Here is a 15,198-nt window from a genome sequence, read left to right as displayed (position 1 = left end):
AGAATCAAAGTACTATATCTAACCTCATAGGTAAGAAGATACCTATATATCTTTCATAAAGGATAATACTCTTTGAGAGAGAGTTAAAAAGGAAACTGCTCCCCCCATTGCCAAAAATGACGACAATAGTACCCATCCAATCAGTTAATACCGGCCTATTCTTGTTCTACCCTGTCCTATCAAATAGATTGAAATATAGTAGTTTTAGAATGGTGGTTACAGTTAAGTATCAAACTGCATAGAGATTTAGAAACATCTGAATTAATACAATGAGTAATAACTGGAGCAATTATGGATAAAAGATTGAAAAGTTACTGCACAAAACAGACTGAATCACTATTGGATGTGTATTGAAAGACCGTCGTAGTTTTCAATACTTTTTAAACTGACATCATATTTACTGCAATTTAAGGCTGTAAATAGTGTATAATTAGTATTGGAATGTTTTGTATGTAAAGTTATAATTATACAATGTTTTCCGGGATTCATATTGCACAAACGGGGAGTAGAGTTGAAGAATTTTTGTTTAAAGAATTGGCTATCCAATTCTTTTTTTTTATTTCATTCAAATGAATACTTGAATATTTTTTAAAATAGGGTTATGCTATATTCAAGCAGATATTTGAATGATGATGGAGTGATGATAATGAATAAAAAAGACACTTGTGAAATCTATATTTATGACGAGGAAAAGGTTAATCGAATACAAGATGATTTACAGACAGTAGATATTTCTAGTGTTGCCCACATGTTAAAAGCTATTGCCGATGAAAATAGGGCAAAAATTACTTATGCTTTATGTCAAGATGAAGAACTTTGTGTGTGTGATATTGCAAATATCGTTGGAATTACGGTTGCCAATGCTTCACACCACTTGCGAACGCTTCATAAACAAGGGGTTGTGAAGTTTCGAAAAGAGGGTAAACTTGCGTTTTATTCGTTAGATGATGAACATATCAAGCAGATAATGATTATTGCATTAACTCATTCGAGAGAGGGGAAAAACAATGTCTGAACAAAAAGTAAATGAACTAGAAACAAAAACATACCGTGTTCAAGGTTTTACCTGTGCTGACTGTGCCAAAAAGTTCGAAACGAACGTAAAACACCTGGATGGTGTTTTGGATGCAAAAGTTAATTTTGGTGCTTCTAAAATCACGGTTACTGGTAAAACAACCATAGAATCACTTGAAAGTGCAGGAGCTTTTGAAAATTTAAAAGTTCGAGATGACAAAGAACAAAGAGTTGAAAGGGTTGCCTTCTGGAGACAAAAAGAGAATTTCAAAGTGTACATTGCAACATTTTTGTTGATTAGTAGCTTCTTTCTTCGATTACAATTAGGGGAAGAGCATATTATTCCTATTATTGGGTATGCGGCATCTATTGTAATTGGTGGATATTCATTATTTATTAAAGGGTTAAAGAATTTAGTTCGTTTAAATTTTGATATGGCAACACTTATGACAGTAGCGATTTTAGGAGCAGCTGCCATTGGTGAATGGGGAGAAGGAGCAGTAGTTGTTATTCTCTTTGCTATTAGTGAAGCACTGGAGCGGTACTCAATGGACAAAGCTCGCCAATCTATTGAATCGTTGATGGATATTGCCCCTAAAGAAGCTCTGATTCGTCGTGGCAATAAAGAAATGATGGTTCATGTTGATGACATTCAGGTTGGCGATGATATGATTGTAAAGCCTGGGCAAAAATTAGCGATGGATGGAGTCGTTATCAAAGGAACATCAACTTTAAATCAAGCAGCGATTACTGGAGAAAGTGTTCCCGTAACAAAGACTATTGATGATGAAGTGTTTGCTGGAACTTTAAATGAAGAAGGTTTACTTGAAGTAAAGGTAACAAAACGAGTAGAAGATTCAACACTGTCTAAAATTATTCATCTAGTTGAAGAAGCTCAAGCTGAACGTGCACCTTCTCAACAATTTGTTGACCGTTTTGCAAAATATTATACCCCTGGCATTATCGTTTTTGCTCTTTTGCTAGTAATAGTTCCTCCATTATTTATGGGAGCCGATTGGAGCGAATGGATTTATAGGGGGTTAGCTGTATTAGTGGTAGGTTGCCCGTGTGCGTTAGTCATTTCAACTCCTGTTTCCATCGTTACAGCGATTGGAAATGCAGCTAAAAATGGTGTACTAATTAAGGGTGGTATCCATTTGGAAGAAACAGGGGGACTGAAAGTTATAGCATTTGACAAAACAGGAACTTTAACGAAAGGTGTGCCTGCGGTTACTGATATTGTCACCTTTAATAATAATGAAGAAGAATTATTGACTATTACAGCAGCTATTGAAAATGGTTCACAACATCCTCTTGCTTCAGCTATTATGAGAAAAGCAGAAGAACAAGGTTTGAACTATAATGAAGTATTGATTGAGGAGTTCCAGTCCATTACAGGAAAAGGTGTAAAAGCAATTGTTAACAATCAAATGTACTATGTCGGAAGCCCCAATTTATTTGAGGAAGTTCTTCCTAAAGGTGTAAAAGCAGAAATAAAAGAAAGTATTTTAAATTTTCAAACACAAGGAAAGACGGTCATGGTATTAGGTACAGACAAAGAAGTTCTTTCTTTAATCGCTGTTGCGGATGAAATAAGAGAATCGTCGAAAGAAGTTATTCGCAAACTTCATCAAGCTGGCATTGAAAAAACAGTGATGTTGACAGGTGATAATAAAAGAACAGCTGAAGCAATTGGAAAACAAGTGGGTGTTTCAGATATTGAAGCAGATTTACTTCCAGAAGATAAACTTAACTTTATCAAAGAACTAAAATCTAAACACTACAAGGTTGCTATGGTTGGTGATGGTGTAAATGATGCACCTGCATTAGCTGCTTCTACTGTTGGTGTAGCTATGGGAGGAGCTGGTACGGATACAGCACTTGAAACAGCCGATATAGCTTTGATGTCAGATGACTTAAGCAAACTACCATATACGATTAAATTAAGCCGTAGAGCATTAACTATTATTAAACAAAATATAACCTTCTCTTTAGCTATCAAAGCGATTGCTCTACTTTTAGTGGTTCCTGGATGGTTGACTTTATGGTTGGCTATTTTTGCTGATATGGGAGCAACATTGCTTGTTACGTTAAATAGTTTACGTTTGTTAAGGATAAAAGAATAAGTTTATGATAGCAGGTAGATAATCACTTCATAGTTTTAAATTATTTCTGACATATTCTTCTTAAAGTCATGGATACGTTTCTGCAACAGCGGCAGGAACGCCTTTTGACTAACGAAGCAGTAGACTTTAAGAAGAAATGTTATGATTTATGTAAAATGGGGGACTAAATTATGTCTGATTGCTGTTCTACAAATGTACAGGAAGTTTCGGAAAAAAGTGGCTCTGAATTGTGTCCAGCGTGTAAAGAAAAAGGAAAAAAAGTGAAGGTTATTACGTTAAAATCAATGCTAAAACCAACGATTTTGAGTACATTAAATGCAGGCTTAACTCATTATTTTTGTTCTACAAGTAAATGTGATGTTGTTTATTTTGATACGGATGAAAAAAAATATTTAACATCAGAAGTCAAGGTTTCTGTACATCAAAAAAATAGCTCTTCAGATGTTCCTATTTGCTATTGCTTTGGTTGGACAAAAGAAAGAATCAAACAATCTGTTGAAGAAGAATATGTTCCTAATCCTGTTGAACATATTCGTGAAAATATAAAGGAACATCGATGTGGATGTGAAGTGAATAATCCACAAGGTAGTTGTTGTTTAGCGAATGTTACTAGCTATATAAAAAGTCTCCCAAAATAAAATAATTTTCGGGAGATTTTTTTCATCTTTACTGACTCTTGTTTTTATTAAAAAATAATAAAAGTTGAGTAATTACGGCTAAAACAGGTAGTTCCAATAATGGACCTATAACTAATACTAAGGCAATCAGGGGCTGGTCTGGAAATGCTGTCATAGCTATTGCCAAAGCAATAGGTGAGTTTCTTGCTAAAGTATTCAAACTTAAACTGGTTCTGTCTGAATACGAATATTTCATAACCCGACCTACCTTTTGACTAAAGATAAAATTTATAACAAAAAACAAAAGGAGAGGGAGTGTTATTTGCCATATTAAATCTAGATTATCAAGCAATAATTGTCCTTGGGAAGCGAACATAGCTATAATTGCAAGGCTTAGGAATATAGTTGGGTACACGCTAAGTTTAGAAATGAAACTTTCTCTTAATTGTTGCTTGTTTCTCAAAAGTAATTTTGTTATAAGTGCTAAGACCAAAGGTATGAATAAAACAATTAAAATACTTTCTACTAGAAACCCCAGTTCAATAACTCCAGTGGTTCCTCCAAAAATCAGAAGATAAATAGGCAACAATATGACTTGCAAGATTAGATTCAAAGGTAAAATAGCCGTTGATAGTGCAACATTTCCTTTTGCAATACCTGTGAAGATTAAGTACCAATCCGTACACGGTGTGACCATCAGCATAATAAATCCAATATATAAGGCTGGATTGTCTCCTAGAAATATCATTGCTAGCACCCATGCTAAAATTGGTGTCCAGACAAAATTTATGGTGACTGAAGTGTATGTAAATTTGATGTTTTTAAAGGCTTTTTTGATTTCCTCGATAGGAATTTGTAAGAAGGTAATATATAACATAGCTACTAATAAAGGAACAATAAAACTTTCTGCATTAACTCTTATTAGGTCCATTTGTCCTATGCCTATACCAATTACAACTGCTAAAAGTATAATAAGTGTATATAATTTTTCGAATAAGCTCATTGTGTCTCACAACCTACTAAATAAATTTTAATGCAAACATAATTTTATCATAGCTTGACGGTTTTGCTTATTGAAGTAACGGGTTGCGTTAGTGACATAACCTTAAATTTCAAAAAAGCCCAAATATGCAGTAATTTATGCATAATTGGGCTTTTTAGTTATTCAGAATTGGTGAACTGGTGGTATGTTTGTGTCCGTATTCACTCCTCTTATATTTTCACCGAGCATGAATCTTTTCATATTGATTTAACGAAGGAAATTTAGTTTTGTTTACAAAGATATAATACTTTCGTAAGGCATTCTGTATTGATCCATTGGAGTCAGTAAATTCCCTCTTTATTCGTTTCAACGTTTCATACATTCGCTCATCTTCTCTTACTATTTCATCCAGATTAACACGAAATTCAACTTCTATTTTTCTTGCTTTACTCAGCCTAGAACGAACAGCTTTATCCTTACTTGCAATCATACTGTCACTAACAAGGTATCTCTCAAACTCTTCTTCTCTCATCAATATTCTCTCCCTGCAAAATTAAATTTTTTTATAATTCTGTTATCTTGTTATAATATAAACTATTTTTTTGCAGCCTGATTTAGCAATTTCATAGCTAAACACGGTGTTTTATTCCTCATGATCAAATAGCATCTACTTTATAAAAGACATTGCTAATAAATGCTAGTTTATTTTATACAGTGAGGATAACAACTGATTCGGACAATTAATTGCAAAGGGATAAGATTTTAAATGGGAAATGATTTGATTTGAGCGTAGGATATGACGGTTGAGGGAGAACATACTTCTTCATAGTATAGTATAACTATCAATATGCAATTGTTGTGTTAATTTTTCGTGATCCAATAACTAAATGAGCTTCTTCTAATTTACTCATTTCACTATCAGTTATCACTTTCATATGTGCTATTTTATTGCGAGTTACATCTAACGAAAATAGTAATTGTTGTTCCTCTTTTGTGAATACACTCTTTAAGGGTTCATATTTTACATAACATCCAACAATTTCATAGTATCTTGACGTTTCCAAAGGTCTCCGGACTTTTAATACAATTGGCCATTCTAATCCATACTTTTTCCTCAGTGTTTTTTCTATTATTTCTACTAAGGTCGTTTCTACTTCATACAATAAACCATATGCCACACACATTTTTTGAGTATTACTAATACTTTGATTATTTTCCATTCTCATTTCTCCTCATTTAATTTTATAAAACTAATATATTTGATATACTATAATGAATAATGGAACGTATGTTCTATTTTGGGTTATTTTATATAGGAGGAAGCCAAATGAAGAAAAAATTCGGGCAAAAATAAGGCAATCGCCACAAAAGAAGAATTAACATTTAGATATTGGAAAAACGGTTTTTATGAAAATTATAAGGGAATTGTAAAAAGAGTTGATCGAATGACCAATCATTTACATGTGAAAAGTGAGGTAACAATGGAGTACATTAGTATTGATTGTATCGTTGATATAAATTAGACTTTTTCTTTCACCTCCTTTTTTTATATTACTATAAGGTAGAATAAATAGTTGTGTCTTTTTTATGAACATATAAAAATAAAAAAAAACAAAAAAAAGAAACTGAAAAAAGCATCTTTCCTCAGCACTTTATTCTTTGTTCTTTCGAACTGTATAAAAGCGATATGAAACTGATCACCTTTTTAAGCACTATTTCAGGCATCCTAGATCAACTTGAAATGGCAGGGGGAAGAGAACAGGAGGGAAAGCCTGTAAAGGCTTGTATCGAATGGAAAGAGGTCTGGAACAAAAGTCTGAAAAGACCTTTCTTTATCCTTAACCCTTACATCTACTACGTACTAACTTAGTTACATTTTATGCTCGATAACCTTCATTAAGTCTCTGCCTTTAATTTCCGCATTTACAACTTTGACAAGCATAGTTAGAGTGCCTGGTTCGTCTTCATGGTATTCAATAACCATATCTCCTAAACTATTGCTCTGGTATACGACAGGGGTACGACACCTAAGCTATTGTAGATTGGCTTGATCCACAATATTATAACTATATAAGAGATAAATGGACTTCCACTTTGATGTGCAACCATTACGCCAATAGTAATTCCGTCTAACGCTTACCACAAACTTTAACCCCGAAGGAGAACTCATAATGAAGAAATCAGCATTTGTAAAATCATTATTGAACCTAGGTACATCTGCGTTTAACAGTTTTACTCAATCTTTATATATTCTCTCTAAATCCCTTTTCAGGCTTCTCCTCTTGCTCTTTACCCTGCCTTTGCCTCGATCACTTCACCTTCTACCTCCCTGCTCATACACGTTTATTAGTGCGTTCTTTCTTACTTTTTAATCAAGTATAATAGACCGAAGGTATATGTCATGATGTGGGGAATATAAAGGGCTTACGGGCCGAATAAAAGGGCTTGGCAATGTGAGGGAAAGTAGTTAGGAAAGAATGGACGGATTTAGGATTGATGAAGGAAAGAAAAAGAACCAGGAAAGCATACCAAGGGGACGTTCCTGATTCCATTTCGAGTTAATGTTAGCCTACTGCCTACTCCCACTTTTAATCCAGTCTGAGTACCAACTTAATATCAGCAGGGAAAAAGTTGCTTACAGGAGACATCAAGCCACTTCATGTAATCTCTGTTTCGACTCTCTTCTATTCATTGGTTTACTACATAATAATAGATGTTTTCCCTATTGTTGCTATGGATTCATCCTTATAGCTACATCCACCTCCTCTTAAAACATGGAGCAAGTAAAAAAATCCACGTTTTAAGAACTATTAATAGATAGGGTTATTCCTAGTAGCGTTCACCTAAACGTCATCCTCTCAGGTCTTCAAAGACATCTAATAGACACTGAAAAGAGACTGAAAATCATCAGTCTCTTTTTTACGTAAAGACACACTCTTCTACTTTCTTTTCTGGTAAGAACCCCTTAAATGAGGTGATCCGCAACATATTCTTACTTGTTTTCTCTAAATACTGTGTAGAACAACACAATAACGGTTCTAGCCAAAAAACTCCATTTTCCTCTTTTGTTATGAGGCGGTTAGCAATTCCTCGGAACGCCTGTTTATCTTCTGGGTTAAATCCAAATTCAACTTGAGCCACTGGCTTTAATTTGCCGTTCGAAAAGGTAGAGCCTACAATCATCGTAAATGGATTCTCTTTGTATCCCATAATAACAGTATCTAACCGTTTAAAATGCTTATGTTTAAGCCAATTTGGGCTTCTAGTATCCAGATGATACAGCGAATTCAGGGGTTTTTCTACTATCCCTTCCATCCCCTTCTCTTTTGTTAATGTATGAAGGGTTTGTCCATCTTCAATAACATAAGGCGTTGCAAGTAATACATTGGATGGAGTAATAATGTCTTTTAAATATTGTTTTCTCTTTATCAGTGTCTCTTTAAGAAGAGGCTTATCCGTTGCTAATATGTCAAATGCTACAAATGTAACGGGATGTGTGATCATTGCTTTTCTGATCTTTTCTGTACTTTTTAAGCGACCTCGATAAGCAAAATCCTCAAAAACGGAATTTCCATTTCGTAGAACGACTCCTTCACAATCGAGGATAGCGGTGTGTTTGTTTATATGAGAGAGAGCTTCCTGTAGCTCTGGAAATTGGTTCGTTACCTGGTTCCCATGTCTAGTGTAGGCTTCGATTCTATTGCCTTGTTTATGAATTAGAATACGCCAACCATCCCACTTTATATCGTAAAGATGTTCAGGGTGATTTGTCGGTTCTTTCCCCATCGTTAGAAGCATGGGTTTTACGGGTGTAAACAGCATATTCCTCACCTCTCTACCACTCTATTCTCTCATCTTCCACAATCAATAGAAATAGTGGAGTGTTACCAGTAAAGCAAGAGCTGGTGCTACACCAGTATTTCATCACAAGAAAGTTACCAGCAGGTTAAATGCCTCATGCACACCTACTCACCTTATAACAATTGTTACAAATCACTAGAGGAAAACATTCTTCTTCATTTTGCTCTTTTTCAATTAGGTACATCACACCTTCATTGTCAGTAACACTGCCGCAACACCAGTAACAAACGCTAGTTATCATTTTGCTAATAACATAATTATGTTTAAGTTTACTAGAACCAACCTCGAACCATATTTAGTTTTGATAGGATTCTTATTGTTATATGATAAAAATGTACAAAACAACTGAAAGGGATGATGTGACAATGGCATATCAAGTCAATGTATTCGAGGACGAATTTAAATCAGAGGTTGTGGCTAGAGTTAAATACAATGAGGATTTGGATTTCTGGGATGGTCGGAATCGGACTAATGGTGGGGTAGGAAGGCATTTAGGAATTACAAAGTTAAAAGACGGTAGGTATGTACTTATCTACGGTACACAGTGGCAAGGAGAAAAAGACTACGGATTGATTGTCTCTCCAGAAGAAGCCCTTAACGAAATTCTAAAGTCTAACAATGATGAACTTTTGGATCAGAAAAGGTTTGCGGACTTGAAAATTCTGGCAGAAGAAATGAACAGTGAATACGAAACGGAATAGAATACACGAAGGAGAGATTATTCTCCTTTTTATTAGCATAATCTATCGTTACATTTTATAGGCTGCATGTAATAGAAAAAAATCAGATGATGTGACAAGAATTGTCCGTAGCTTGAGATTGTTTATAAAGTTCGGTAACACACTGAATAGAGATTGAAGACCAGTTAGATTAATATAGTGTGGAAAATAACTGAATAGAAGGAGGAGATTGAAACCATTAGGGCAAGCAATTTAACAAATTAGGACAAAAGGATTGGACTGGACCAGTATTTGATCCAGTCGAGTATTACCAATCACTGCAAAAGAAGGATGCCCCCAACGGAATATATATCTATTCAATTCCATAGACGTTTTTATTAATTGCCATAGCATAAGATGTCTCGTTTACAGATTCACCTTTAACTAATAAAACACCAACGGATAGGCTGATCTCGGCAATTTTATAGTTATATTTATTCAGTGAGTTGGTTAAAAAAGTATAAAATACATTTTCATGCAATAAAAAGTCATCATAGGAATCCACCTGAATATGTAAATTAATGTAACCTTCTCCGTATTCATCATCATTTATCTGAAAAGTACCGTTGCATACTTCTTCAAAAAATATGTGTATATCTCCTGAAATCATAGGCTTATTACCATGACATGGGCTTGTTTGAATAGGAATCTGTGTTTCAATAACCTCTCTAATGTGACTTGGGTTGACGACATTTCCATCAAGCATTGCAAAATCAACAGAAAATGTACCATCAATAAAACTTCCATATAGCTCTGTTATGTCATTTCTTAAATAATTAAACAGCTTTTCCCTGTTTGCCTTAAATGCTTCCAGTGATTGGAAGTCAATAATAACAAAAAAGTCTCCATGTTCTTCTCCTCCAGCATCGTTAATTTCCATATCTTGCATATCGTATGATTGAATGAACTCATTAATATCCCTAAACAATCCCTTAATTATCATTTTGTATTCCTCCCTCTTTATATTTAATAGATATGAATCAATTTCATAATTCACTTTTATAAAAAAGCCAACACTTTCAGAATTAATAGTTATATCGTTTTTTAAATCAGTTACTTTAAATTTGTGTTGATTTCCTCTTAAGGATACTCGCTTGCCGCGGGCAACGCTTCAGCTTCCTCGGGAAACCCACCCTGCGGGATCTTCAGCTGTTGCTTTTCCCGCAGGCGTCTCGTACCTTCAGCTCCAATCAACGCTGTTTTAAAATAACATTGGTCCTTTTACAAAAGGATTAAGCTGCTACTGAATTCATTGAATATTGTTTTTGAGCAAGTCTCATGCTAGCTAATTTCATTCCATTGTACACCATGGTAACCAAATCAAAATGGACTTTAGCTCGTTTTCCTGTTCGATATCTTACATTGTTCAACTGAAAGAATTCTTTTAGGTATCCAATGACCCTTTCAACGGAACTCCGTTCCTTAAATCTATCTTTCCAGGCAACTGAACCGCGTGCGGGTGCACTGTACCGGCGTAAATCCGACTCTATTTTTATCTTGTAGACCTTTTGGCATAATGTATCTTCAGCTAGAGGACAATCCCTACACTCTTTTGGACGTGTGTATTTTAAGGTTTGGTATTTTTTATCAAAGCTATCGTATCGATAGGAATGTTCCCTTACACACGTTGGAGCGAAATTTTCATCAAACCCAATTGGCTCTGATTCATTTTTTTTGTTATAAGCAATGATGGAATATCCTTTCATTCGATGGACTTGTTCATAGATTGCATCGTAATCATATCCTGCATCCATTAGTGCATAGATCATCCTAAGTTCCGAAAAGTTTCTCTCTATTCCTTTTAATAAAGGTATAGCAGCTTTACCATCGTTTAGCCTACCTGAGGAAATCATTGAATGAAGAATAAACTGAGTTTTGGTATCAACAGCTAAATGACCTTTATAACCAAACCAAAACACATTTTTCCCTTCACTATTTTTCTTCACGCCCCATGTAGGATGAAGTGGCATTTGATCATGAAGTTCATCGTAAGAAACGTCTAGTTGATCTTCAATTTTCTTTTCAAAAATAGACAAGGATGCTTCCTTAGCTTCTTTCTCTTTTAACCATTGTTCATGTTCGGCCTTTGATTTACGCCCACGTTTCTTTGGCTCAGACTTTGGTTTCTCTTCTTTTTTTGAAGGAGCCTGATCTCTCGCCTCGAAGTGACCAGAGTCAATCGCAATATTAGGATCTGTAATATATTCTTCGTTGATTGCATCAGTTATTATTTGAGAGTTTACCTCTTCAAGAATGTCTGTATCTTTAATTTTTGTAATCATCCTTGAAAATGAAGCTTCAGAAGGGACTGGATCAGATATCAAAAAGCCACAGTCCAGCTTAAACTTAAGGTCGGTGTTTAAACGTTCAACTAGGAGTTGCATCTCGGGAATTCTCTCAACAAGCCTCACCACGAGTGCTTGAATCATTGCAGGATAGTTTAATTCTACAGGTCTACCTAAATTAGATCTTTTCACTACGATAGTGAGGATGGGATGAATATCAATCGCTGAAAAAATCTCATCATAACGTTGGGTAGGTTCTAAGTCAAATAAAATTTGCATGCTAAAAAGGCTCTCTTGTCGTACAATAGACATAAGGGGCTTCCTCCCATTCGAATTGGTTTGTTCGTCACTTACTAAATTCGACATTTGGGGAGGTACTCCTTTTTTCATGTTCTGAAACCCTTGGCCCATAAGGGCCAATAATTATGAAATTGATTCATATGCTAAAAGAATAGAAATATGATAGTTTCAAGTACAAAATAGAAAAATTGCTAGAGTAAAAAGGAAAATCCTTGTGTCTAGCATTCTTAAGTGCTGATAGAGTTTTGCGGTAGAATAATGGAGCAATTGAATAGAAGACAAAGGAGAAATGCAGAGGAAGATTGGACATATTACGTATTGACTTTAATATGAGGAGGCACGCTGAATAGAGATTGGTAGTATTTATTTTGAAATAGTGATGATAGAAACTGAATAGATAGAATAACAATTGAAAACCCTACTGTAAAAGGATAGGAGTAACATTGATCAAAAAGAAAAAGACTTAACCACTATTAGATTAAGCTAATAGTGATATTTTTATAGAAAAGGATTTGATCCTAAAATGTGTGGAAACCAACTGAATAAGAACAGGAGGGGCTAGAACCCTTACAGAGCAAGGCTCGGAGGATGCACAGTAGATAAAAGCGAATGGATCAGTATTGAGTTATGATTGAAAATGAGGTTGGATTGCAATTAAAAAAAAATTCTAAATCGACATAAAAAACTCCGAAGGGTAACCGGAAAAGTACAGGAAAAACCTTCGGATTTGGAACGTTGTTTTTTTCTCTGGAACCTTATTTTTATCTAAGGAACCTTAATTTTTATGGAGACAGTTGCATTTACATTCGATAATTTATTTTCTCCAATTTATTAATATTGTAAAACTTTTTGTTTCGTTCTATGATTCTATTGTATATAGTCAAATGTAAAAATAGATTGCTGGTAAGTAGCATTTTGATTATTAGGAGGAGAATTCATGAATAACAACTTAGATCCTACAATTACTACGGAACTTAATCACTTTATAGAAAATAACATGATTGCAAAAGTTATAAAATCTTTATATTTAAACGAGAGCTCTGAAAGCAATCTAGCTCCTTCACCCTCTTTTGGAAACGCTTTTAGTAACAATAACATCTCAGCTGAACTAGACAAACGGGTCAAAAATGTATATAGTGCTCAAACATTAGGTGAATATATCGAAACACTTTATCAAGAAAAACACAAAGAAGACCCCCTTGTATTACGAAGGGCTGGAATTGACAGAGCATATAAATATAAAGTAGTTAACAATCTTATTAAACCAACTAAATCCAAGTTACTTTGCTTTGCAATTGCTTTTGAACTTGACTTAGAAGGTACAGAAAAGCTATTACAAAAGGCTGGATACACATTAGTAGAGGAAAATAGTGTTTTCGATACAATTGTCTGTTACTTTATTCGAAAGGGGTATTATTCAGGAGCTGACATAGATATTTGGTTGGAGGAGTATGATCAACCAACTATATTTTCAGTAGCTTAACCGGAAAAATTATTGCTCAGGACTATATATACAAGATTGTACTAGAAAGAGGAAAAAAACAGAAAAATCGACTTCACACCGGTAAAGGAGAGGTCGACTTTTCGTTTTTTTGGATTTTTAAACCTAATGGACTATAGTGAAAAGTATCCTTTTAATTGGAGTATTGCTCCTTCCATTTGGCGTACAGTTCATTACAATGATCCAAAAAATAGGTTCTTCTAAATTGCAACAAAAAATCGGCATCTTGTTCTGTGAAAGAATCCAGATGAATCTTGTAAAACGGAATTTCATCCATTACTCCTGTTTTGTTAAAATCCGAATAGAAGTACATTTCATCCATATTAGTTAGGATAGCTATTCTTATCGAATTTACATATGAAAAGTATCGCCCAGTCTGTTTAACATGACTGTTTAAGTCTTCACCAACCCCCTTTACTATTGATAAGATAATTGGATTCCCTTCTCGATCAAGTAAACATATTCCATTGAATTCATTTATTTCTTTCCTGTACTGAACATAATTTATAAGCTCATCTAACGTTTTTACCCCACCTTCGATTTTGTTGTTGTATGAGTATCCTTTTTTTAAACTCATATTGATTCCCTCCATTGTTAGGTTATTGAGTCATTTGTTTAACTCTATGTTCTTATTTTATCTTCAGAAGAGCCTAAAAAGGTTGCCTACCAAGTCACATATCAAAATTTTTCTTTCTCATCTTTAAGGGTTTTCCCTTAATGAATGAATCATGATACAGAAAATATAACAAGGTTAGTGGTGATAATATAAAAGATCAAGTTGAACCCATATTGATTTTGATCTTCGAAAAGCCGATTCAATCATAAATGAATTGAAGCAAAGTACATACCCGTTCACTCATTTTTCATCTCCATACTTTGCCGCCCAGACACCATCTTAACTACAATGGAGAATAAGCGACTACAGGAGGATAAGTGAGTGAAGGGATATTGAATACAAGAAAAAAGACTGGATCATATTTGAATCCAGCCCAGAACCTTGATTGATTTTACGATTGTTTATTGATTGAATACGCATTGTTCACCAGCTCTTTTTTCTACGCTCTTTCCTTTAATGTATCAATTTTTTTATTTATCCCAATCTAAGCTAATAGGTGCATTTAAAAATAGTTTATGCACATGAGATTTTAAAGCATTTTGATACATTTCAAAAAATGTCTGCTCCCACTCTTTATTCCGTATAGCTTTATTCCAGTGATGAATTAAATAATACATAAACTCTGTTCCTAAACCAATTGTTTTTTGAGCACGGATTATTTTTGTCTGGGTATCTGCCAAAACAATATGAAGCCCATTACTTAATCCTTCGTATGTAACCAAGGACGTATTTACGGGATTATATGGAATTTCACAACTTAAATCCTTACCAAAACAAACTAACGGATATATCACGTCTTTCTTTTCATAAAAACGAAAACGTATAATGTCATTTTTTATCTTTTTTATTTCTTTTTTTGTTGGATTTGTAAAGCTGATACATAAGTAGAAATTACGGTTTAAGTCAATCGCAAACTGAGCTCCGTCTTGTTGAAACCTACTCGCCAATAAATCTGGTACTTGTTGTCCTACTGCAAAGATATTTTTATCCATTTTAAATACCTCCTAGTTTTTTTCTATCTATAACTCTATTTTAAGTATTCATTTGAATTAAAAGGTTGCCTACCAAGTCACATATAAACTATTTCTTCTGCCTACTAGAAACTAGTTAAGAGATAACGAATAGGAGACTATGGGTGAATTAGAAAAACTGAATCCGTTCTGGACCCAGTTTGAGA

The 15,198-nt window shown here is 34.4% G+C and carries 14 protein-coding genes; 6 read left to right on the top strand and 8 right to left on the bottom strand.

The window, feature by feature from the left end; translation table 11 throughout:
• Nucleotides 1–646: 646 nt before the first annotated feature.
• The 3 genes from BCELL_RS01075 (at nucleotide 647) to BCELL_RS01065 (ending at nucleotide 3,778) form a co-directional block, all read left to right on the top strand.
• Nucleotides 647–1,015, top strand: coding sequence for an ArsR/SmtB family transcription factor (locus BCELL_RS01075; protein WP_013486818.1), 369 nt, complete (start codon nucleotides 647–649; stop codon nucleotides 1,013–1,015).
• Entirely contained in the window at nucleotides 1,008–3,140 is a 2,133-nt protein-coding gene (locus BCELL_RS01070; protein ID WP_013486817.1) for a heavy metal translocating P-type ATPase, read from the top strand. The genes BCELL_RS01075 and BCELL_RS01070 overlap by 8 nt, the downstream gene beginning before the upstream one ends.
• A 170-nt stretch (nucleotides 3,141–3,310) precedes the next feature.
• Nucleotides 3,311–3,778: a putative iron-sulfur cluster-binding metallochaperone gene (locus BCELL_RS01065; RefSeq protein WP_013486816.1), complete on the top strand. Its 468-nt coding sequence runs from the start codon at nucleotides 3,311–3,313 to the stop codon at nucleotides 3,776–3,778.
• 28 nt (nucleotides 3,779–3,806) lie between these two features.
• Here BCELL_RS01065 and BCELL_RS01060 read toward each other — a convergent pair whose 3' ends face one another.
• The 3 genes from BCELL_RS01060 to BCELL_RS01050 form a co-directional block, all read right to left on the bottom strand.
• Nucleotides 3,807–4,760, bottom strand: coding sequence for an arsenic resistance protein (locus tag BCELL_RS01060; protein ID WP_013486815.1), 954 nt, complete (start codon nucleotides 4,758–4,760; stop codon nucleotides 3,807–3,809).
• A gap of 217 nt (nucleotides 4,761–4,977) precedes the next feature.
• Nucleotides 4,978–5,271: a hypothetical protein gene (locus tag BCELL_RS01055; RefSeq protein ID WP_013486814.1), complete on the bottom strand. Its 294-nt coding sequence runs from the start codon at nucleotides 5,269–5,271 to the stop codon at nucleotides 4,978–4,980.
• A 310-nt stretch (nucleotides 5,272–5,581) separates the two neighbouring features.
• Complete coding sequence (locus BCELL_RS01050; RefSeq protein WP_013486813.1) at nucleotides 5,582–5,959, bottom strand: hypothetical protein; 378 nt, start codon at nucleotides 5,957–5,959, stop codon at nucleotides 5,582–5,584.
• Nucleotides 5,960–6,097: 138 nt separating this feature from the next.
• Between BCELL_RS01050 and BCELL_RS23305 the strand changes: the two genes are divergently transcribed.
• The gene (locus BCELL_RS23305) at nucleotides 6,098–6,262 is read left to right on the top strand and encodes a YolD-like family protein (RefSeq protein ID WP_081457363.1); all 165 of its coding nucleotides are present in this window, start codon (nucleotides 6,098–6,100) and stop codon (nucleotides 6,260–6,262) included.
• Between the two features lie 1,396 nt (nucleotides 6,263–7,658).
• Here the strand turns inward: BCELL_RS23305 and BCELL_RS01045 are convergent.
• Entirely contained in the window at nucleotides 7,659–8,561 is a 903-nt protein-coding gene (locus BCELL_RS01045) for an ATP-dependent DNA ligase (RefSeq protein ID WP_013486812.1), read from the bottom strand.
• Nucleotides 8,562–8,965: 404 nt separating this feature from the next.
• On the opposite strand from BCELL_RS01045, the gene BCELL_RS01040 reads away from it, so the two are divergent.
• Nucleotides 8,966–9,301: a hypothetical protein gene (locus BCELL_RS01040; protein WP_041808492.1), complete on the top strand. Its 336-nt coding sequence runs from the start codon at nucleotides 8,966–8,968 to the stop codon at nucleotides 9,299–9,301.
• A gap of 331 nt (nucleotides 9,302–9,632) precedes the next feature.
• Here BCELL_RS01040 and BCELL_RS01035 read toward each other — a convergent pair whose 3' ends face one another.
• A complete protein-coding gene (locus BCELL_RS01035) occupies nucleotides 9,633–10,262 on the bottom strand; it encodes a hypothetical protein (protein ID WP_013486810.1) in 630 nt (209 codons plus the stop codon).
• Nucleotides 10,263–10,551: 289 nt separating this feature from the next.
• Nucleotides 10,552–11,916, bottom strand: a complete 1,365-nt coding sequence (locus BCELL_RS01030) for an IS1182 family transposase (RefSeq protein ID WP_013486809.1) — start codon at nucleotides 11,914–11,916, stop codon at nucleotides 10,552–10,554.
• A gap of 925 nt (nucleotides 11,917–12,841) precedes the next feature.
• On the opposite strand from BCELL_RS01030, the gene BCELL_RS01025 reads away from it, so the two are divergent.
• Nucleotides 12,842–13,387 (top strand): hypothetical protein, encoded by a 546-nt coding sequence (locus tag BCELL_RS01025; protein ID WP_013486808.1) that lies wholly within the window; start codon nucleotides 12,842–12,844, stop codon nucleotides 13,385–13,387.
• Nucleotides 13,388–13,538: 151 nt separating this feature from the next.
• On the opposite strand, the gene BCELL_RS01020 is transcribed toward BCELL_RS01025, so the two are convergent.
• Both BCELL_RS01020 and BCELL_RS01015 read right to left on the bottom strand, forming a co-directional pair.
• Entirely contained in the window at nucleotides 13,539–13,982 is a 444-nt protein-coding gene (locus BCELL_RS01020) for a hypothetical protein (RefSeq protein WP_013486807.1), read from the bottom strand.
• Nucleotides 13,983–14,491: 509 nt separating this feature from the next.
• Nucleotides 14,492–15,013 (bottom strand): hypothetical protein, encoded by a 522-nt coding sequence (locus BCELL_RS01015; protein WP_013486806.1) that lies wholly within the window; start codon nucleotides 15,011–15,013, stop codon nucleotides 14,492–14,494.
• Nucleotides 15,014–15,198 lie beyond the last annotated feature (185 nt).

Origin of the sequence: Evansella cellulosilytica DSM 2522, assembly GCF_000177235.2 — a bacterium.
GTDB classification, from domain to species: Bacteria; Bacillota; Bacilli; order Bacillales; family Salisediminibacteriaceae; genus Evansella; species Evansella cellulosilytica.
This window is presented reverse-complemented; position numbering and strand designations above follow the sequence as displayed.